The organism is Streptomyces sp. BBFR2, from assembly GCF_044497305.1.
Classification (GTDB): domain Bacteria; phylum Actinomycetota; class Actinomycetes; order Streptomycetales; family Streptomycetaceae; genus Streptomyces.
This window is the reverse complement of sequence record NZ_CP172415.1, coordinates 538,958-558,002: the sequence shown is the minus strand read 5'-3', so window position 1 is coordinate 558,002 and position 19,045 is coordinate 538,958. Positions and strand designations below refer to the sequence as shown.

Annotated in this window: 16 protein-coding genes and 1 pseudogene; 7 read left to right on the top strand and 10 right to left on the bottom strand. The window is 74.0% G+C overall.

What is annotated here, in order from left to right; translation table 11 throughout:
* The first annotated feature begins 320 nt into the window (after positions 1 to 320).
* Positions 321 to 1,145: a helix-turn-helix transcriptional regulator gene (locus tag ACGH2B_RS02020; protein ID WP_399083075.1), complete on the top strand. Its 825-nt coding sequence runs from the start codon at positions 321 to 323 to the stop codon at positions 1,143 to 1,145.
* A gap of 73 nt (positions 1,146 to 1,218) precedes the next feature.
* On the opposite strand, the gene ACGH2B_RS02015 is transcribed toward ACGH2B_RS02020, so the two are convergent.
* The 5 genes from ACGH2B_RS02015 to ACGH2B_RS01995 all read right to left on the bottom strand — a co-directional run bounded on the left by ACGH2B_RS02015 (position 1,219) and on the right by ACGH2B_RS01995 (position 5,453).
* Positions 1,219 to 1,776 (bottom strand): DUF3291 domain-containing protein, encoded by a 558-nt coding sequence (locus ACGH2B_RS02015; protein WP_399083072.1) that lies wholly within the window; start codon positions 1,774 to 1,776, stop codon positions 1,219 to 1,221.
* A gap of 339 nt (positions 1,777 to 2,115) precedes the next feature.
* The gene (locus ACGH2B_RS02010; RefSeq protein ID WP_399083069.1) at positions 2,116 to 3,129 is read right to left on the bottom strand and encodes a zinc-dependent alcohol dehydrogenase family protein; all 1,014 of its coding nucleotides are present in this window, start codon (positions 3,127 to 3,129) and stop codon (positions 2,116 to 2,118) included.
* Between the two features lie 151 nt (positions 3,130 to 3,280).
* Entirely contained in the window at positions 3,281 to 3,751 is a 471-nt protein-coding gene (locus ACGH2B_RS02005; protein WP_399083066.1) for an RpiB/LacA/LacB family sugar-phosphate isomerase, read from the bottom strand.
* 71 nt (positions 3,752 to 3,822) lie between these two features.
* Positions 3,823 to 4,596: a triose-phosphate isomerase family protein gene (locus ACGH2B_RS02000; RefSeq protein ID WP_399083063.1), complete on the bottom strand. Its 774-nt coding sequence runs from the start codon at positions 4,594 to 4,596 to the stop codon at positions 3,823 to 3,825.
* Positions 4,597 to 4,751: 155 nt separating this feature from the next.
* The gene (locus ACGH2B_RS01995; protein ID WP_399083060.1) at positions 4,752 to 5,453 is read right to left on the bottom strand and encodes an acyl-CoA thioesterase; all 702 of its coding nucleotides are present in this window, start codon (positions 5,451 to 5,453) and stop codon (positions 4,752 to 4,754) included.
* A gap of 649 nt (positions 5,454 to 6,102) precedes the next feature.
* Between ACGH2B_RS01995 and ACGH2B_RS01990 the strand changes: the two genes are divergently transcribed.
* Positions 6,103 to 6,543 carry a MarR family winged helix-turn-helix transcriptional regulator gene (locus tag ACGH2B_RS01990; protein WP_399083057.1) on the top strand — a complete coding sequence of 147 codons (441 nt, stop codon included), beginning with the start codon at positions 6,103 to 6,105 and terminating at the stop codon, positions 6,541 to 6,543.
* An 83-nt stretch (positions 6,544 to 6,626) separates the two neighbouring features.
* Entirely contained in the window at positions 6,627 to 7,517 is an 891-nt protein-coding gene (locus ACGH2B_RS01985) for an NmrA/HSCARG family protein (protein WP_399083053.1), read from the top strand.
* Between the two features lie 352 nt (positions 7,518 to 7,869).
* Here the strand turns inward: ACGH2B_RS01985 and ACGH2B_RS01980 are convergent, their stop codons facing one another.
* Positions 7,870 to 7,992 carry a hypothetical protein gene (locus ACGH2B_RS01980; RefSeq protein WP_399083050.1) on the bottom strand — a complete coding sequence of 41 codons (123 nt, stop codon included), beginning with the start codon at positions 7,990 to 7,992 and terminating at the stop codon, positions 7,870 to 7,872.
* Between the two features lie 21 nt (positions 7,993 to 8,013).
* Positions 8,014 to 8,284 (bottom strand): annotated as a pseudogene (locus ACGH2B_RS01975) (IS5/IS1182 family transposase); the annotation flags it as partial.
* A 267-nt stretch (positions 8,285 to 8,551) separates the two neighbouring features.
* On the opposite strand from ACGH2B_RS01975, the gene ACGH2B_RS01970 reads away from it, so the two are divergent.
* On the top strand, positions 8,552 to 8,719 hold the full coding sequence (locus ACGH2B_RS01970; RefSeq protein WP_399083047.1) for a hypothetical protein: 168 nt from the start codon (positions 8,552 to 8,554) through the stop codon (positions 8,717 to 8,719).
* Positions 8,720 to 8,771: 52 nt separating this feature from the next.
* Here ACGH2B_RS01970 and ACGH2B_RS01965 read toward each other — a convergent pair whose 3' ends face one another.
* Together ACGH2B_RS01965 and ACGH2B_RS01960 are read right to left on the bottom strand one after the other, a co-directional pair.
* Positions 8,772 to 10,070 (bottom strand): threonine/serine exporter ThrE family protein, encoded by a 1,299-nt coding sequence (locus ACGH2B_RS01965; RefSeq protein WP_399083044.1) that lies wholly within the window; start codon positions 10,068 to 10,070, stop codon positions 8,772 to 8,774.
* A gap of 91 nt (positions 10,071 to 10,161) precedes the next feature.
* Positions 10,162 to 11,487: an amidohydrolase family protein gene (locus ACGH2B_RS01960; protein WP_399083041.1), complete on the bottom strand. Its 1,326-nt coding sequence runs from the start codon at positions 11,485 to 11,487 to the stop codon at positions 10,162 to 10,164.
* Between the two features lie 147 nt (positions 11,488 to 11,634).
* On the opposite strand from ACGH2B_RS01960, the gene ACGH2B_RS01955 reads away from it, so the two are divergent.
* Entirely contained in the window at positions 11,635 to 11,880 is a 246-nt protein-coding gene (locus ACGH2B_RS01955; RefSeq protein ID WP_399083038.1) for a hypothetical protein, read from the top strand.
* 500 nt (positions 11,881 to 12,380) lie between these two features.
* Complete coding sequence (locus tag ACGH2B_RS01950) at positions 12,381 to 15,167, top strand: AAA family ATPase (RefSeq protein WP_399083035.1); 2,787 nt, start codon at positions 12,381 to 12,383, stop codon at positions 15,165 to 15,167.
* A 79-nt stretch (positions 15,168 to 15,246) separates the two neighbouring features.
* Here ACGH2B_RS01950 and ACGH2B_RS01945 read toward each other — a convergent pair whose 3' ends face one another.
* Entirely contained in the window at positions 15,247 to 18,099 is a 2,853-nt protein-coding gene (locus tag ACGH2B_RS01945; RefSeq protein WP_399083032.1) for a helix-turn-helix transcriptional regulator, read from the bottom strand.
* Positions 18,100 to 18,371: 272 nt separating this feature from the next.
* Between ACGH2B_RS01945 and ACGH2B_RS01940 the strand changes: the two genes are divergently transcribed.
* Entirely contained in the window at positions 18,372 to 19,043 is a 672-nt protein-coding gene (locus ACGH2B_RS01940; RefSeq protein WP_399083029.1) for a TetR/AcrR family transcriptional regulator, read from the top strand.
* The last annotated feature ends 2 nt before the right edge of the window (positions 19,044 to 19,045 follow it).

The following is a 19,045-nucleotide window of genomic DNA, read 5'->3' as shown; positions in this document are numbered from 1 at the left end:
CCCCGAGCCTGGTCGGCGCGGCGGGGCGGATACAGAGCCGGTTGATGCTGGTGGTGGGGGTACCACCTCGGGCGTCCGGTGGCGGGTGCGGGCCGCGCGCCCCGGGGGGCCGGTCGGGGCACAGCGTCCAAAGCCGGTGCGGCACCCCCGGGCGGGGCCGTGCCGTTCCGCCGCGATCGGGGACGACGGGCCGCCCCGAGGCGCCCCCGTGGGCGGAGCAACCCGGCCCCATCCCGCGGGCGTTACGCTGACCTGCGGTCGTACGCCCCGGGCCGGCGGGGCGGGGGAGTGGGCACGGTGCCCGCGGGCGGGGAGAGGCGATGGCGGACGAGGAACGGCGCCGGGTGCTGGCGGAGTTCCTGCGCTCGCGCCGCGAACGGGTCTCCCCGAAGGCGGCCGGGCTCCCCTCGGGCCCGCGGCGGCGCACCCCCGGGCTGCGCCGTGAGGAGGTCGCGGCGCTCTCCGGTGTCAGTGTCACCTGGTACACGTGGATGGAGCAGGGCCGCGACATCACCGTGAGCCGCCAGGTGCTGGAGAGCCTGGCCCGGGTGCTGCGGCTCTCCCCGGCCGAGGCCCGTCATCTGTCCGCGCTGGCCGGACACGCCCCGCCCGGTCCGGCCCCGGTCCGCGACGCCGGCCCGGCGCTGCACCGCCTGGTGGACGCGCTGGACCCGCACCCCGCCTACGTCCTCGCGCCCAACTGGGATCTGCTGGCGTGGAACCGCGCCGAGGCCGGTCTCATCGGCTCGCCCGCCACCTGGGCGGACCCCGGGCGCAATCTGCTGCGGCGGGTGTTCACCCATCCGCCGGTCCGCGCCCTCCTCGCCGACTGGCCGGGGCAGGCGCGGGCGCTGCTGGAGCAGTACCGCGCGAGCGCCGACCGTCACCTCGGCGACGCCGCGTTCGAGGAGCTGACCGCGGAACTGTGCGCCCGCAGCGAGGAGTTCCGGACCTGGTGGGGCACGCACGACGTGGCGGAATTCCGCCCGGCGCGCCGCCGCTTCGACCATCCCCGGCTGGGCCGGCTGACCTTCGACTACGTCAAGCTGGCGGCGGTCGAGGCGCCGGGCGTCACGGTGGTCTCGTGCCTGCCCTCGGACGCGGAGACCGCCGGCCGGCTCCCGGAGCTGGCACGGGAGGCGTGAGCTGAGGCCGGCTCCGTCAATCCTCCGGGCCCGGTGAAACCGGCGGCGGATCCGGTCGTCCGGGCTTCGCCCGTCAGCGGGTCCGGTCGCGCTTCGGGCCGGCGCCTCTGGTCCTGGCCGGGGTTCCGTCCGGGGTGAACGGGTGGTGGAAGGTGAAGGCGTGCGGCGTGGCGTCGTGGGTGTGGAGGTGTTCCAGCCGGGAGACGCCGTCCTGCCAGGTGGGTATCGCGTCGTCGGCGACCCACCAGAACACGTAACTCGGGTGTGCCGTTCTCTCGAACCAGTCGTAACGCCTGTTCAGGGCCGTACGGTGCAGGCCGTTGTAGAGGGCGTCGAAGGCGGGGCGCAGGTCGGTCCAGAGGGAGAGGGTGGTGGCCAGGGCGGTGGTCTCCACCGTGCGGCCCCTGTCGTACCAGGCCGGTACGGTGAACTCTCCCCATGCGCCCCAGTCCAGGTCGAAGTGCGCGCCCCGGGCGACGGGCGCCGGTTCGGCGCGGGCGAGGTATCCGGGGTGCCGGCTGATCTCTTGGTAGATGGGGTCGGCGCTGTCGTGGAATTCGCGGGTGAGCGGTGCGGGGTCGGCGAGGGGCGACTTCAGGACTCCGAAGGTGTACAGCGCGAGGTGGGGCAAGCGTCTCTCCCTGGTCGGGGTGCCCGGTGGGGCAGGGTTGGCGGTTCACGCATGGGGCGGGGCTCGTGGGGCGTGGCCGGCTCTCCGCGTCGCGGGTGGTCCGGCCGGAGGAACTCCGGTACGACCGTGGGCGATCGCCGGGGATCAGTGAAGGTAGCCGCCCCGGCGGGCCTTGTCGAAGTTGCGTTTTCCCTGCCCGGATGGCTTCTCGCGCCGGTCGTCGCGGGACCGGTGCGGTGACGGCGGGCGGGCCGCACGGCGCCGGACGCCGGGCCCGGAACGCGGAAGGCCGCCCGCGGGGTGCGCGGGCGGCCGTCCGGTGCTTGAGAGGCGGAAGGGTCAGGCGAGCGGGCCGTTCGGGACGATCTGGAGCTTGCGGCCGGTGCCCTTCTTGAAGGTCTCCAGCGCCTCGGCGTACTGGTCCAGGCCGAACCGGTGCGTGATCATCGTCTCGGAGTCGATGACGCCCTTGCCGAGCAGTTCCACCGCGCGGCCGTAGCTGTGCAGGATCGCCATGCTGCCGACGATGCGGATCTCGTCGTTGTAGATGCGGAACGGTGAGAACTGCGCCTTCTCCTGGTCGGGGGCGCAGCCGAACTGCTGGAAGGTGCCGCCGCGGATCGGGCGGGTCAGTCCGTCCTCGATGGCGCGGATGTTGCCGGTGCAGTCGGTGACGACCTGCCAGCCGCGCGGGTGGTCGGCGGTCAGCTCGTCGGCGGAGGTGGCGACGGCGTCGGCGCCGAGCTTGCGGGCGACGGCGAGCCGGTCCTCGTTGATGTCGACGACGGAGACGGAGGCGGCGCCGGCCCGCTGGGCGACCTGGAGGTAGAGCAGGCCCATGGTGCCCGCGCCGTAGATGAGGAAGTTGTCGCCGAGTTGCGGGTCGACGATGTCGAAGCCGCGCACGATCGTCGACAGCGGCTCGATGAGCGGGGCGTGCTCCAGGCGGACGGTCTCCGGCAGCCGGTAGAGGTTGCGGACCGGGACCTTGACGTACTCCGCGCAGGCGCCGTCGACGGTGATGCCGATGGTGCCCCACTGCTCGCAGAGGTTGCCGCGGCCGATGGCGCAGAAGTGACAGGCGCCGCAGTAGATGGCCGGGTCGGCGGCGACGGCGTCGCCCTCCGCGTAGCCGGTGACGCCCGCGCCCACCGCGACGATCTCGCCGGAGAACTCGTGGCCGGGTATCACCGGGTAGCGGGTGGGCCCGAACTCGCCCGCGAGCATGTGCACATCGGTGCCGCACAGCCCGGCGGCCGTGACCTTGACGACGACCTCGCCGGGGCCCGGGGTGGGGTCCGCGACGGTGGTCACGTTCAGCTTGTTCGGTTCCTCGATGACAACTGCGCGCATGGTCGTTACCGCCTTTCGGAAGTGGATGCGGGAGAGGGTACGGGGGCTCCTGGGAGGGCTCCGGGGCGGGGACCGGGCGACCGGAGGGGGCGGCCGGGCGGCGCCGGTGCCCCGGCCGCCGCCGTCCCCTCCGGCCGCCCGCGGCATGGGATCAGGCGGTGAGGAGGTTGCGGGACTCGACCTGCTTGATCTTCTCGACCTTGGGCGCCGAGCCGCCGCCCGCGAACTCCGAGGCCAGCCAGTGCTCCAGGCAGACCAGCGCCGCCTCGACGCCCATCGTGCGGTTGCCGAAGCAGGCGATCTGCGCGTCGTTGGACTTACGGGCCCGCTCGGCGCTGTAGCTGTCGGGGATCTGCGCGGCGCGGATGCCGGGGATCTTGTTGGCGGCGATGGCCATGCCGATGCCGGTGCCGCAGATCAGTACGGCGCGCTCGTGGTCGCCGCGGGCCACGCTCCGCGCGACGCGCTCGGCGACGTCGGGGTAGTCCTCGGACGGCGCGGCGCTCATGTCGGTGACGGGGTAGCCGCGTTCGGTGAGGTGGGCGATCATCGCGTCCCGCATGACGAGGCCGGCGTCGTCGGCGCCGATGGCGATGCGGACGGTGCCCTGGTCGGTGGTCACGGTTTCTCTCCTGGAGGGCGGGGGCCGTGGGGCCGGGTGGGTTCGGACGGCGGATGCCGGGCGCGGGCCGGTCAGCCGCCGGAGATCTCTTCGACGACCTTGCGCAGGCCCTCGGTGTCATGGGCGAGACGACCCAGGAACAGCCCGTCGACGGCGCCGCGTAGTTCGGTGTACGTACCGGGGCCCGCGGTCCCGCCGTAGATCAGCCGGCCGCGGACGTCGTGGTCGCGCAGTGCGCCGCGGATCGCCCCGGCGACCGCCCGGACGTGCTCGGCGGGCGCGGGCTCGCGGGCGCCGATCGCCCAGACCGGCTCGTACGCGATGACGACCTCGCTGCCGGGGACGGCGCCGGACAGGGCGGCGCGGACCTGGGTGAGGGTTTCCTCGCTCGCGTCGGCGAGGCTGTCGGCGCGGCGTTCACCGGCGCAGATGACGGGGATCAGTCCGGCATGGGTGGCGGCGCGGGTCTTGGCGGCCACCGTTTCGTCGGTCTCGCCGAAGTGGCGGCGGCGTTCGGCGTGGCCGACCTCGACGTAGCGGGCGCCGGTCTCGGCGAGCATGCCCGCGGAGACCTCACCGGTCCAGGCGCCGCTCTCGGCCCAGTGGACGTCCTGGGCGCCGTAGGCGATACCGGTGCCGGCCAGCAGTTCGCGGGCGTCGGCGAGCGCCGGGAAGGCGGGGAGGACGAAGAGGTCGACGGGGCGGGGGAGCGCGGCCAGGGCGTCGCGGAGCGCGGCCACCTCCGCGAGCCAGGCCCGGGTCCGCGCCAGGCCGAAGTAGAGCTTCAGCGAGACGCCGACCACCGGGCGCGGGCCCACGGCGGACGTCGAGTTCTCAGGGATCACGTCGTTCATGATGCTTCAAACAGAATCACATGTGAAGTTCTCAAATCAAGACGTGAATTTCACATATCTGCTGTGATGAGGGGCGTCTGTCCGAGGGGCGGGCCCTCGCCCGGCGGGGGCGGTCGCGGACCTGTGGCCCGGCCGCCTCCCGGTCGTCAGCAGGGCGCGGGAACCGCGTGCGCCGGTGGACGGAGCGAGGGGCGCGGGCGGTTCGCCTCGTCCACCGCGACGAAGGCCGGCCGTGCCCAGGAGGCGGGCATCGGCAGCGCGGTCCGCATGCGCTCCGTGTGCGCCTCGACCTCGATCCGGACGGAGGAGCGGCCGGTGTCCAGGAGTTTCGGGTAGGCGTGCGGCACGGCCCCGATGGGAAGGGGGATGAGGAACTCCACCCGATCGACGCGGGCCGTCACGGCGGGACTGCCGGCGACGCGCACCGCCAGTACCCGGGCCGCGGCATCGATGATTTTCATCTTCAGTGCGCCGGGTACGCAGCCGTAGATATTGCCGGGTACACAGCCGTAGATATTGGTGTGCGGGCCGTCGTCACATGGGTGGCGGAGGCGTACTGCCGGGGGGCGGGGTGCGGGGCGTGGGGCGGGGCGTGGTTGCGCGGCGAGGGATGCCGGACGGGGCTGCGCCCGCGCGTGTGCCACGGTCGGCCGTGCCGTGGTCCGCAGCGGCGCCTCCGGGGCGGGGCGCGGGGTGTGGGCGACCGTCCCCAGCCGGAGTTCGGCGCCGTCGGCGGCGTGTGTCACGCCGCTGACCTGGCCCGGATGCACCTCGCGCGCCGCCCGGTCGCGCCGGTCGCGGTGGACCGGATGGTGCCGACCGCGCACGAGGAGCAGGGCGGCGGCCACGTCCCGCCCGGGGTTCTCGGGGCGTTCGGCATTCCGGAAGGAGTCCGCCTGAATTCCGGCGGATTTCGCTTCGCGGGTGACCTCCGTGAGGTCGTTCGCCGGGGCTTCGTCTTCGCGCGCGATTTCTCCTCGTGTGTTCCGGAAATGCGTTCCGGTGCTCCAGGGGGAGTGATGGCATCCCTTGGCGGCCGTCAAGGGCGGGGCCCTCGGGATCGATCGGACGGGCTCCGCGCTTTCTCTCCCGAATTCCCCGGAGGTGTGTCCGGCGCGGTATTTCCCGTCCGGCGTGGCAAGGGGGTTCCGGCGGTGCGGTCGGGCGCGCGGGGCCGGGGAGGCCCGGTGTCCTGCCCCAGGTGACTGTGGGCAGGGTGGGGCTCTGACCTGCGGTGCCTACGGTTGTGCGGGACGGGTTGGCGGTTGGTGTCCCGCTCAACCGTAGGCCGCGTGGTCGTTCACCCGCGGAGTCAGGCCGGCAGGCGCCATGGATGAGCTGGGGCCTGAGAGGTGAAGGGATAGGGTAAGTCGGTCAAAGTGGTTGGGGTAGGAGTGCCAGGCCGGTCTCGCAGGGGTGTGTATCTCCTGGTGAGTGGCGGTCTGCCGGCCCGCGACGAGTAGGTTGATCGTTCGTCATCGGACCGGGGAGGTCGGCGTGGACTATGGCGACAAGCTTTTCTGGCTCTCGGTTGTGATTCAACGCAAGTACGCGCAGATCTGCGCCGAGTTCGACCTGACCCCCTCGCAGGCCACGTTGCTCTGCGCGGTCAGGAACGAGCCGCGGCGGATGGCTGACCTCGCCGCGTCGTTGGGTATGACCAAGAACGCATTGAGCCAGTTGGTCGATCGCACCGCGCGGCGCGAGTTGGTCGGCCGGGCAAGCTCGGCGCAGGACCGACGGGTCGTCATGCTCAGTGCGACGCCCACGGGGAAGGTGCTCGCCGAGGCCGTTTTCGCCGAGGTCGCCAAGCGCCTGCCCGAGATCGCGGGGAACCTCGACGCCGACGACCAGCGCGACTTCGAGCGTGTGGCCACCGCCATCGTGGACACCTCGGACCTCTCTCCCCCCGCCTCGAACCCACCCATCACACCGTGAGGTCCCGCTACACCCGCACCTTGACGAAGTTCATGGCGTGAACTAATTTCGTTCACGCCATGAACTAGTGAAGGGTGGCAGCGATGAGTACACGGACGGCCGGCACGATCGCGGTCTTCGGCGCGACGGGCCAACAGGGCGGGGCGGTGGCCGACGCGCTGCTGGACCGCAAGGCGCGGGTGCGGGCTTTGGTCCGCGACCCGCAGTCCGACCGGGCTCAGGCGCTGGCCGCCCGCGGCGTCGAGCTGGCGGCCGTCCGGGCCGACGACCCGGCGTCGCTGGCCGCCGCGCTGGCGACGGTCGAGGGGTTCTACTTCATGACCCCGGAGGCGAACAGCCTCGAAGAGGTCGAGGCGGAGATCCGCATCGGTACCACGCTCGTCGACGCGGCGGTCGAGGCGGGCGTCCCGCACGTCGTGTTCAACTCGGTCTTCGGAGCGGACCGGGAGCGGGGTGTGCCGCACCACGACTCGAAGCACTCGATCGAGGAGTACCTGAGGAAGTCCGGCCTCAGGGCCTCGATGGTTCGCGCGACCGCCTTCATGGAGAACTTCGCGAGCGTGATGGCACCGAGCCTGGAGCATGGGGAGATCGTGCTGAGGATGCCGCTGCCGGAGGACGTCGCCCTGAAGATGATCTCGGTCAGGGACATCGGCCGGGTCGCCGCCGCGCTCCTGCTCGGCACCGCAAAGGCGCCCGGCGGCGCCGTCGAGCTCGTCGGCGACGAGCTGACGGGCCCCCAGATCGCCGCGGCGTTCGGCGCGCGCGCCGGGCTCCCGGCACGGTACGAGCCCCTCCCGTTGAGCGTGCTTCCCAACGACCTCGACAAGGTGATGTTCCGCGAGTTCGCGAAGGCGGCGGAATACCCTTCGGACCTCGCCGTGGTGCGCTCGATCGAGCCGGCCACCCTGGACCTGGTCGAGTGGATCCGAGCTACCGGCTGGACCGCGCCCGCAAACGTGGCTGCTTCCTGAGCCTCCGGCCGCGAGGAGCGCCCCGCGATCGTGCCCACGGTCCCGGCGCTCTGGGCTGGACACGGCAACGCATCCGCCAACGGTTGACGTAGTCACGAAGCTCCCGGGGCGTGCCCGAGACCGACACCGGCACACTGGTTGCCGAGAGGCCGCCGGCCGACGGCGAAGTGAAGATCCACGTCCGGAAGGCCCGGGCCGCCGACCGAAAGACCTCACCGACTACGCCCGCGAGGCCGCCGCGCCGGCGTCCGGCCCCGTACAGCGGATGCCCGGAACAGGCTTGACCGTGCCGGCCATCCGCAACGGTGCTCGGCGCGTCTCCGACCGCCGCTGAGGCCTTGTCTCCGTCTGATCAGAGGCGGAGCAACTTCATTGACATACGGTCGGCTACCTCGTGCCGTGTGCGGGTCGCGAGGTCCACGGTGCCGGTCAGCTCGACGGTGTCCGCCATGCCGCCGTCATGGACGACCAGCACGTCCAGGCGGTTTCGTTCGGATCAGCGGGCGGACCAGAGGAATACGCCCGCGATGTACAGTCCGGCGAGGTAGAGGGTCGAGGTCTTCTCGTAGCGGGTGGCGATGCCGCGCCATCGGTTCGGGCGGTTGACGCGGCGTGCGACGGTGTTGCGCTGCTTGTATGCCTCGCGGTCGAAGGCTGGTGGTCTGCCGCCCGCCTGTCCGCTGCCGCCGGTTGGCCTGCTGGTCGGCGCGTTCCGGGATCACCGCGCGGATGCCACGTCTGCGCGGGTGGTCGCGGATCGCGCGGGAGAAGCAGGCACCGCGTGCTGGTGTGCGCGCACGATGGCCGACTTCGTCGGTGAGGGCTCCGCGAGCCAGGCGCGCCGTACACGCGGGTTGATCTGCAGTGGACGGCTGTTGGCTGGTGATCTGCTGCGGCGGACGAGGGCGATCACGGCCTGAGTGTGCCGTTGCTCTCGGCTCGAACACTGGTCAGGGTGGACGTTTTTGAGGTCTCGTGGAGGCCGCGGGGGAAGTGACAGGGCGGTGCAGATCGCGGCCTCGCTTCCCGGAGCTGTGCGATGCCGGCGCGTCCTCGGCCGTGACACCCGGATCGGCACGCTCGCCGCCGGTGCCCACGCTGACCTGCTCGTCGTCGACGGTGATCCGCTGGAGGACATCTCCGTCCCGACCCGGCCGCAGGAGTGCCTCAAGCACGTCATCAAGGCGGGCATACCGGCCTGACCTCCGCTCAAGACCCGGCCGCCTGGAGCCGCGCAGCGGTCGGGCGCTCCGCTCAGCCGTGCGGGCGGGTGCGGGCGTGAGGTCGGCGGTGGAGTGCTGAGCGGACGGTGTCGAAGGTAAGCGTGGCGAACAGGATGCCGACGGCGAGGGCGACGATGACCATGGCGGCGATGCCGATCTCGGTGACGGCGTTCAGGTGGTCGCCGGGTTCTCCGAGTTCGACGGCGCCCTGCAGGCCCAGGGCGCCCGGGACGACAACCCAGAGCACGGGAACGAAACCGGCGTACGACGGCAGGGCGCCGGGGACGCGGTCGAAGACGCCGGCGGCGATGACGGTGGCGACCCCGGCGGTGAAGCCGCCCAGGATCGGCCCGCCGTGGCCGGTGGCGAAGAACTGGACGGTGAAGGTGGTGTACGCCACGAGTAGCAGTGCGGGCAGGGCTCTGACCGGTGCCGACTCGGTGAGGAGGGAACCGGCGCAGAAGACGGCCACACCGAGCCACGGGGCCCAGTCCAGTGTCGTGCCGGTGTAGTGGGGTGCGACGGGTACCAGCCTGGATGCGGCGTAGGCGCCGAAGGCGAGCAGGACCATGCGCTGGACGCTGACCGCCAGCCGGGCTGTGCCGGAGATCGCCTGGCCGGCGGACAGGTCGATGACGGCGTAGGTCATGGCGGCGGCGGGCAGCAGTGATGCCAGCGGCGCGATCAGGGCCAGGGCGGGGTTCATGCCGATGCGGGGGGCGCACAGGTCGACAACGGCGGTGACGGCGAACGCGGCGACCACCGGGAACAGGGCCGCTCCGGCCCGGTTGCGGGCCGCCACACTGTTGACCCCGCCGACGATCACGGCCAGGGCGGCGGCGAGCACGAGACCCCACCAGGTGGGTTTGAGCAGCATGCCGAATCCGAGGCCGAACAACGCGTGCCCGGTCAGGACGGTGGCGGTTCTGTAGCGGGGCGGGCCCTCCTTCATCGCCTTGAGCCGGTCAAGGCCCTCCTCGGCGCCGGTGCGGCCGGCCGCCACGTCGTCGAGGAGGGACTGCAGCTCCTGGAGCTGGTCCATGCGCAGCGAGCCGGTTCCGGCAGTGGAGTTGTCGGCATCGAAGAAGGCGGTGGTGCCGTCGGCGTGATGGACGAGCACCCCGGCGGGCATGGTGTACACCCGGGTGCCGGGCAGCCCCAAGGCGGTGGCGATCTGCTGCATGCGCGTGGAGACGTGGAAGCTCGGCACACCGGCGTCGGCTTGGGCCACCGCGGCGTCCTGGAAGAACTCCAGAGCCGTGCCCGAGGCTTCGGCACTCCGGGCGGAGGCCGGTTCGCCGTCCGCGTCACGCCTGGTACGGAATCTCACACCGGCTCCAGGGGGCGGTCGCGGGGCGGGAGACGACACGGGTCCGTGTCCGTCGGAGCACTGCCCCGGCGGACACGGGCCCACCGAACCCCTACTTACCGTCGTCGAGGAGGTTCTTGACCACCTGTCCGTCCTTCACGATGACGGCCAGGTTCCGTTCGGGGTCGGTGAGGACGGACGGGTCGGCCAGCGGGTCGCCGTCGATGAGCAGGACATCGGCCAGCGCCCCGGGCTCGATCACGCCGAGGATGCCGGGGTAGGGGTTGCGGGGCCCGGCCAGGGCGAGCATCCGGCCGTTGTTGCCGGTCGCCTGGCGCAGGACCTCTGCCGGGTCGAACCACTTGGTCCGGTGCACGAACTCCTCGTTGATCCTCGCGAGGGTGCCCGGCGAGCTGATGATGTCCGATCCGAAACCGATGCGCTCGAACCCGCTCTTCTTCGCCAGCGTGAACAGCGTGTCCAGCCCCTCCCGGGCCTGGGCGAACTTCTTCTTCGTCGCCGGCGCGAGCCCCGGCGGGTCTTGGACGTAGACGCTGACCTGCGGGCTCAGCCACGTCCCGTGCTCCTTCATCAGCTCCAGGGTCTTGGCGTCGATCAGATTGGCGTGCTCGATGGTGCGCACTCCGGCCTCGACGGCGCGGCGGACGCCCGAGGTGTTGTACACGTGGGTGGCCACGTAGGTGTTCCAGTCGCCGGCCACCTTCACCGCCGCCTCGATCTCCTCGGCCGTGAACTCGGTGATGTCCAGCGGGTCGCGCTCGGAGGCACAGCCGCCGCTCACGGCCAGCTTGATCTGGGAGGCGCCGCGGCCCAGGACGTAGCGGGCTGCCTGCAGCATCTCCGGCACACCGTCGACCACCAGCAGATGCCCGTCCATCTGCGTGCTGTCGCGATGCCCTCCCACCAGGCGGGAGGGCTCGGCCACCGGGGTGAAGTCACCGTGCCCGGAGGTCTGGGAGATGATCGGCCCGGACGGGAAGATCCGGGGCCCGTCGGTGATCCCGGCGTCGATCGCCTTCTTCAGCGAGAAGGTGTTGCCGCCGGTGTCCCGGATCGTGGTGTAGCCGCGCGACAGGTAGAGCTTCGCCATCGAAGCGCCGTACAGCCCGTGGTAGGCCAGGTCCGTGTTGGCCGCATCCGCGAGCGTGGGCTGCAGCATGACGTGGGCGTGGGCGTCGATGAAGCCCGGCGTCAGGGTCCGCCCGTCCGCGTCGATGACCAGGGCGTCCGACGGGGCGTCGCCTTGGTCGCCGATCGCGGCGATCTTCCCGTCGGCGAGCAGCACGCTGGTCGGCGCGGTCAGCTCGTTGGAGCGGCCGTCGAAGACCCGGGCACCGGTGAACACCACCGACCGCCGGGAAGAGGCCGTCCCGCCCGTGGCGGGCGCCGCTTTCGGCGCTGCTTTCGAAGCGCTCATGAACTTCCTTCACGATCGGCGGGCCAAGACACAGAGCCCACCCTGCTTCCCCCGTGGTCCACCCGCCCGGCCACAGGCGCGAACGAGTGAGCTGACCGCCTCACGCCCGCCCTTGGGTTTCACCCCGGCCGGCGCGCAGCCGCATCGGTGTCCCCACCATCGCCCGCCGCCCCCTTCCCGTACCTCTCCGAGCTCGACCCGCGTACCCGCCGACAGCAGTCCCGCGCGGAGATCCGCGACGAAGAGGCGCCACCGGAGCAGGTGGAAGAGCACCGGACGCACCGCGATCTGATCGCCCACCTGCCTGACTCCGGCCAGCAGCGAGGCCCCCTTGCCGAACACCTCTACCGGACGATCGGCAACCTGTGGGCGGTGCACGGCGGATGCCGGTAGCCGGCCGGCCACCGCACGTTCTCCATCAGCACGGCCTCCGGCGCACCCACCCGTACGAAATCCCACCCCACGAGCCCAAGGCACCGGCCGTCGCCCCGGACCGGCCGTACGAAAGACCCTCGCCACCCTGCTCACAGAAGACTGGAGCACCTCGGAACCTGGCTACGGATGACCGGGACGGTGGTCCTCTTGCCCACGGAAGAGCGGGGCTGCCCACACATCGCTGGGACCGGACACCCGGGGGCGCCGCTCGCGAGGTGGCCGAACTCGCCCTTGATATCGAACAGTTCGAGGGTGGGGTGGCCGTCGGGGTGGCCGCGTTGACGCTGGTGAATGCGGGGGCGTAGCTTGAATTCAAGCAAAAGCTTGCCTTCTGTGGGTGGGGTGCGCCCTCGGCGTCCCCGCCGTGGCGGACCCCGGACCGTCCCGGTACGGGGCCGGGCCGCCCCCTCGCGCAGGCCGCCGTACGGGCCGGTACACCTCCTGGATCGGGAGTCGGGATGACGATCGTCAGCACCAGTCACACAGCCGCACCGCTGTTCGGGCGGGACGACGAGCTGAGACTCCTCGGCGAGGCGATGGACCGGGCGCGGGGCGGACACGGCACCTCGGTACTGCTCTCGGGGGAGCCCGGAATCGGCAAGAGCGCCCTGCTCGACACCCTCGCCCGGCGGTGCGCCGACGCCGGACTCCGCGTACTGCGGGGTGCGGGCGAAGAGTTGGAGCGGTACGTGCCGTTCCACGCGGTGCGCGGCTGTCTGCGGCCCCGCGCGGCGCGGCCCGGCGCGGAGGGAATCGGGACACCGGGGCGGGCGTTCGACGCCGCCGAAGGGGTCGAACGTCTGCTGACCGGCCACTGCGACGACGGGCCGGTCGCCCTCCTCGTGGACGATCTGCACTGGGCCGACCCGTCGAGCCTCGCCGTCCTGCACCGCCTGCGCCGCGCCGCGGCCGGCCGGTTGCCGCTGCTGCTGTGCCTGGCGGTCCGCTCCACCGGGGTGGCCCCGGACCCGGACGGCGCGCTGCGCGCGGTCGTCACGGCCGTCGAGCGGCGGCTCGCCCTGGCTCCGCTGGCCGCGCCGGACGTCGCCGCGCTCGCCGCCGACCGGACCGGGGCGCGTACCGGGCCCGGACTGCTGCGGCGGATATCCGCGGCCGCCGGCAACCCGCTCTTCGTCACCGAACTCCTCGGACACCTCACAGCAGGCGGAGAGTTGAGCGTGGCCGACGGCGTCGCCGACCTCGTGTCCCCCGCCGCCGAGGACACCGCGCTGCCGGCGCGCGTCCACGAGACGCTGCAGCGGCAACTGGACCCGCTGCCCCACCGCACACGGGATGTGCTGGAGGTGGCGGCGGTCATGGGCCCGCGGGTGCACCTGGCCGATCTCGCCACCGCGATGGCCGCGCCCGTGATGAAGGTGTGGCAGGGGGTGCGGGAAGCGGTCGACGCCGGGCTGCTGACCGCGTCCGAGCACGAACTGGCCTTCCGTCACCCCTTGTTGCGCCAGGCGCAACTGGAGACGGTGCCGCACTCCGTACGGATCGCGCTCCGGCAGCAGGTGGGCACCGCGCTGGCCGCGGCGGGCGCCCCGCCGGAACAGGTCGCCCCGTACTTCCTGGGCCCGGGCGTCACGCTGGGCGCCGAAGCCCTGGAGTGGCTGGCCCGCGTCGCGCGGACCCTCGCCGTACGCGCCCCGGCCGACGCCGCCGCGCTGCTGGGGCGCGCCCTCGACGGGCTGCGTCCGGGCGACCCGCGGCGGGTGACGTTCGCCCGGGAGTCGGCGCGGGCGCTGCTGCGCACCGGCGACGCCCCGGGCGCGGAGCGGGCGGCCCGGGCGGCGCTGGCCGACGGCCCGTCCCCGTCCGCGCGGCGGGAGCTGAACCGGCTGATCGCCTGGAGCGCCTTCCGGCAGGGCGAGCACGAACGGGCCCTGGAAGCCGCGGACACCTCCTCCGGCGACCCCCGGGCCCACGCGTTCGCCGCGCAGTGCCACTTCGCCCTCGGCCGGTTCCCCGAGGCGGAGCGGGAGGCGTGCCGTGCGGTGGCCGCGGGGGAGGGCGGCGGGCTCGACGCCACCGTGCACGGGCCGGTGGTTCTCGCCCTGCTGCGGCTGTCCGCGATGCGGGTCCGCGAGGCCCTGGAACTCTCCGACCGGGCACTGCGGCTCCTCGGCGGGCAGGCGGTCGCCCCGGACCTGACCATGGCGCCGCACGTCCTGCGCGGACTGGCCCTGACCGACCTCGGCCGCTTCGCGGAGGCCCGGCGGGCGTTCGCGCCGGCGCCGGCCGGTCACGACGACGGCGGCGGCGTTTTCCTGACGGCCTGTCACGCAGGTAGGGCCGCGGCCTCCTTCCACGCCGGACACTGGGACGACGCCCTCGCCGACATCGGCGCCGGACTGGAGACCACCGACCACCTCCGGCTGCACCCCGCACTCCGCTGCCAGGCCGCCGTGATCGCCGTCCACCGGGGAGAGGCCCCGCACCGCCCGCCGCTCGACGGGCCGGAGGGAGCGCCGGGTAGTGCCCTCCACGCCCATCTTCCGCCCTGGACACAGGCGTTGACGCTGGAGGCCGCGGGGGACCGCGCGGGCGCCCTCGACGCCCTCTGGAACGCCGGCGGGACGGAGCTGCCCGAGGCCGGCCCCCGGATGCTGCACCACCTCTGCCCGGACGCAGCCCGGCTCGCCGGAGAACTGTCCGACACCACCCGGCTGCGCCACCTCAACCGCGCCCTGGCCGCCACCCCCGACGACCGCCGCACGCCCCGGCTGCACGCCCTGGAACTGTTCGTGCGGGGTCAACTCGACGGCGACGCACGGGTGTTGGCGGAGGCGGCGGAGCTGTTCGGGGTGGCCGGACGGGTCCTCGACGAGGGGTACGCGCGCGAGCGGCTGGCCGTGGTGCTCGCCCGCGGTGAACGGGCCGACGAGGCGCGCGCCGCCCTCGGCGCCGCACTGTCCCTGTACGACCGGCTCGGCGCGGAGCGGGACGCGGCCCGCGCCGTGCGGCAGCTCGCCGGGGCCGGACTGCGGACCCGGCGCGGCCCTCGCGGGCGGGCGCGGAGCGGCTGGGACGCCCTCACCGAGACCGAACGCGTCGTCGTCGAGCACGTCGCCACCGGCCGCTCCAACCCCGAGATCGCCGCCCGGCTCTTCGTCTCCCCCCGTACCGTCCAGTTCCACCTGGGCGGCATCTTCAGCAAGCTCGGCGTCGCCTCCCGCGTCGAACTGGCGGTACGGGCCAGCAGCCGCGGGCGGTGCGCGGGCGGACCCGCCGTGGTGTGAACGGTGCCCGGCCCGGAGTGCCGCCCCGGGCCGGGCGCCGTGCCGCTCGCGTGGGTACGGGCGCCGGCACGCCCCGCCGTCACCCCGCCGGGGCCGGGCCCTCCGGGTGCCGTAGCGCCTCGGTCGCGATGCCGACGCGGGAGGTGACGCCCAACTTGCCCAGGATGTGCGAGACATGGGTCTGCACGGTGCGCCGGGACAGGAACAGGTCCGCGGCCACCTCCGGGTTGGACTTCCCCTCGGCGACCAGCCGCGCCACCCTCAGCTCCGTCGGCGTCAGCGCCTCCCAGCCGAAGGACGCCCGCGGCCGCGGCCCGCGCGCGCCGCGCCGTACACCGTGGCGCCGGGCCCGGGTGTCCGCCCGGCGCACGTCCCACACCGCGCCCAGCTCCGTGTAGCGGGCCACCGCCTCCACCAGCGCCGACCGGGCCTGGGCCGGGCGGCGCCGGCGGGCCAGCAGCACCGCGGCGTCCTCCAGGGCCTGCGCCTGCTCGAACACCCTGCCCACCGCCGCGTGGTGCGCCGCGGCCGCCAGCACCGGCTCCGGGTCCGCCTCCAGCAGGCCCCGGCAGCGCCGGGCCGCGGCCGCCGCCCGCGCGGGCTCCGTCTCCTTCGCCGCCTCCGCCGCGCATGCCTCGGCGGCGGCCGTCGCCGTCGCGGTGTCACCGGTCTCCGTGGCGAGCCGCACCAGATCGGGCAGCCACTGGTGGACCAGGGTCAGCCGGCCGGGACCGGACTCCAGCAACTCCGCCAGCAGCGCCACGGCCCGCTCCGGCGCCCCGCCGCGCTCCGCCTCCAGGGCCCGCGCGGCCAGCAGGAAGTCGTGGTGCTCCCGGTCGGCGGCCAGGCCCGCGGCGCCCGCCGCCAGATGCCGGCGTGCCTGCTCCCGCTCGTCGCGGTGACCGGCGATCAGCGCCGATATCCCGTGGAGGAGCAGCACCGGACCGCGCTCACGCGGACCGTACGGGGCGGCCTCGGGGGCGGCCGCGCCGAGAGCGGTGACCGCCTCGTCCCAGCGGCCGCGCCAGAAGTCGTGGACGGCCGAGGCGACGAGCGGGCCCACCCGGTCCCCGCCGCCGCGCCGCGCGGCCTCGACGGCCTCCCGGCGGGCGGCGTCCGCCTCGTCGGGCCGGTCGAGGTTCTGGAGGGTGAAGAGCCGGCTCTCCAGCGCCCAGGACCGCACCTCGCCGTGCTCGGGGCGGTCGTCGAGCACCGCCAGGGCCTCTTCCACCGCCGCCAGGGCGGCCCGGTGATCACGGCGTACGGAGGCGACCTGCCACCGTACGCACAGCGCGTAGCCCCGCCCGAAACCGTCCCCGCAGGACTCGGCGAGGGCGAGGGCCTGCCGGGCGCGGGCGTCGGCGCCGTCCGGATCGCCGTCGGCGCGCAGCGCCCGCGCCGACAGCGCCTGGAAACGGGCCCGCCAGTGCGGCGGCAGCGCCGTCCGGCGCAGCGTCTCCCCGATCACCGCGCGCGCCCGCTCGTCCCGCCCCGCGTCGAGGAGTACCCGCGTCAGCGTCCAGCGGGTGGCGGCCGCCGCCTCCGGCTCGGCCGGTCCGTCCAGCGCCTGCCAGGCACGCCGCTCCGCCTCGTCGAGCCGGCCGAGCCGGAGCTGGGCCTGCGCCAGCCCCGCGACGACCGCCTGCCGCCCGCCGCCGGCGCCCTCGTCGGCCACCCGGGTCAGCAGCTCGACGGCCGTCGCGGGGACTTGATGGGCGAGGTGCGCGGCGTGGTCCGCGATCCAGTCCAGGGTGGTGCGGTCGGTGGGGGCGGGCCCGGCGAGCAGGTGCTCGGCGACGCGTTCGGCGGGCGCGCCGGCCGCGGCGAGGACCCGGGCGACCTGACGGTGCAGCACCGGCCGCAGCGCGGACGGCAGGCTGTCGCGCAGCGCCTGCCGCAGCAGCGGGTGCCGGAAGGTGAACGCGGAGCCCGACCCGGTGATCACGGTGGCGGCCAGGGCCTGGCGCAGCCCCGTGAGCAGCTCCGATACGGGGGCCTGAAGGACGGCGGCGAGTTGCCCCGCGGTGAACTCCGGGCCGATCAGGGCCGCGGTGCCGAGCATCTCCAGCACCGGCGGGGTGAGGAACGCCAGCCGGTGGCGGAGCAGCGAGGTCAGTGAGGTCAGCGGCGGCAGGGCGCTCCCGTCGCCGTCCTCCCGCAACTCCGCCCGGCCCGCCTCGACCGCGATCCGGTCCCCGGCGGTCAGCGCGCCGACCAGCTCCCGGACGTGCAGCGGGTTGCCGCCCGCGCGCTCCGCGAGACGCAGCAGCCGCGGCCCGGGGGCCGCACCGGTCAACTCGCCCACCAGGGCGGCGAGTTCGTCTCCGGCGAGCGGGCTGGGCCGCAGCAGCCGGCCGCGGGCGAGCACGCTGCGGCGTAGCTGTGCCACCGCCGGGCGGGGCGGTGCGGGCAGGCTCACCGCGATCAGCAGCAGCGGCAGCCGTTCGACGGCACGGGTCAGCCGGTGCCAGGCGATGAGGCTGGGCTCGTCCGCCCAGTGCACATCGTCGGCGACGAGAACCAGCGGCTGCCGGGCGGCCGCCTTCTCGACCAGCGCCAGCAGACTCTCCGTCGCGGACAGGACGGGGTCGGCGCCGGACAGTCCGCCGGGCGCGGGCGGGCCGTGCAGCCGCCGCAGGATCTCGTCGTGGTGCGCGTCCGGCCCGCCGTCGCCCACCCCCAGGCAGCCGAGGACCACCCGCAGCGGGGAGCGCACCCCGAACTCGTCCGCGGCGGCCAGCCCCGTACGGCAGCCCAGCGCCGCGGCGTCGGCCAGGGCGGCGGAGAGCAGTGAGGTTTTGCCGATGCCCGGCTCGCCCTCCACCCACACCGCGGAGCCGCGCCCGCCGGCGGCCCGTTCGACCAGTTCCCGCAGCAGCGCCGCGTCCGTCCGCCGACCGGGAGGGGGAGCCGTCGGGGCCTGAAATCCCATGGCCGCAAGGGTATACGGGCCCATTGACACAGGGTCATGCCGGGTGACGCACCGTTCGCCCGGCCCGCCGCGCGGTGGCCTGGAGCGGCCCGGCCGGCCCTCCCGCGACGGCGCCGGCGGCCCGAATCTCCGCAGGCCGGACGGCCGCTCCGCCCCCTCCGCGCGCACCGGGCGGCACGGCGGCGCACCGGACCGTACAGGGTGGAAGAGTCCGGCGGAACGGGGCCCGGGACGCCCCGCCGACCGGGGCCGAGGGCTGGCACCATAGAGGTATGCCCACACCCAAGACCGGCGCCGGAGCGCCGCGGCCGGCCGCGGCGCTCCGCCGGAAGCCCGTACAGGCCAGATCGCAGCGGACGGTCGAGAAGATCCTCACCGCGGCCACCGCGATCCTCGTGGAGTCGGGCCTCCCGGCGCTGAACACCAACGCCGTCGCCGCCCGTGCGCAGGTCAACGTCTCCACCCTGTACGCCTACTTCCCGGACAAGATGGCCATCCTCCGGGAGCTGTCGGGCCGTTTCGACGCGATGCGGGAGGAGTTCCTCGCCGCGCACGTCACGGGCCTGGCCACCGCGCCGGACTGGCGGCCGCACGTCGACGGCATCATCGCGGGGCTGGTACGGCTGCGGGTCGAGGCGCCGGGCAGCGCGGCGCTGCGCAACGCGCTGCGGGCCATGCCGGAGACGGAGAGCGACATCGTCGCCGCGGTGCGCCGCAGCGCCGACCTGGTCGCGGACGCCCTCCGCCGCCGCAACGCCGACCTCGGGCGGGAGCACGCCGACCTCATCAGCCTGATGGTCTCGGAGCTGGTCTCCCGCCTGCTGGACCTCGCCTTCGAGAAGGACCCGTACGACCGCGCCGTCGTCCAGGAGGTCATCAGCCTCACCCGGCGCTACCTCGCGCCGTACCTCGACGCCCACCCGCCGGTACCCGCCGCCGCCTGAGC

What these genes read in the sequence shown, in the direction of transcription:
- ACGH2B_RS01985 (WP_399083053.1), top strand. Translation starts at nt 6,627, where the DNA reads ATGAGTACACGGACGGCCGGCACGATCGCGGTCTTCGGCGCGACGGGC.
- ACGH2B_RS01950 (WP_399083035.1), top strand. Translation starts at nt 12,381, where the DNA reads ATGACGATCGTCAGCACCAGTCACACAGCCGCACCGCTGTTCGGGCGG.
- ACGH2B_RS02010 (WP_399083069.1), bottom strand. Translation starts at nt 3,129, where the DNA reads ATGCGCGCAGTTGTCATCGAGGAACCGAACAAGCTGAACGTGACCACC.
- ACGH2B_RS01940 (WP_399083029.1), top strand. Translation starts at nt 18,372, where the DNA reads ATGCCCACACCCAAGACCGGCGCCGGAGCGCCGCGGCCGGCCGCGGCG.
- ACGH2B_RS01960 (WP_399083041.1), bottom strand. Translation starts at nt 11,487, where the DNA reads ATGAGCGCTTCGAAAGCAGCGCCGAAAGCGGCGCCCGCCACGGGCGGG.
- ACGH2B_RS01945 (WP_399083032.1), bottom strand. Translation starts at nt 18,099, where the DNA reads ATGGGATTTCAGGCCCCGACGGCTCCCCCTCCCGGTCGGCGGACGGAC.
- ACGH2B_RS02020 (WP_399083075.1), top strand. Translation starts at nt 321, where the DNA reads ATGGCGGACGAGGAACGGCGCCGGGTGCTGGCGGAGTTCCTGCGCTCG.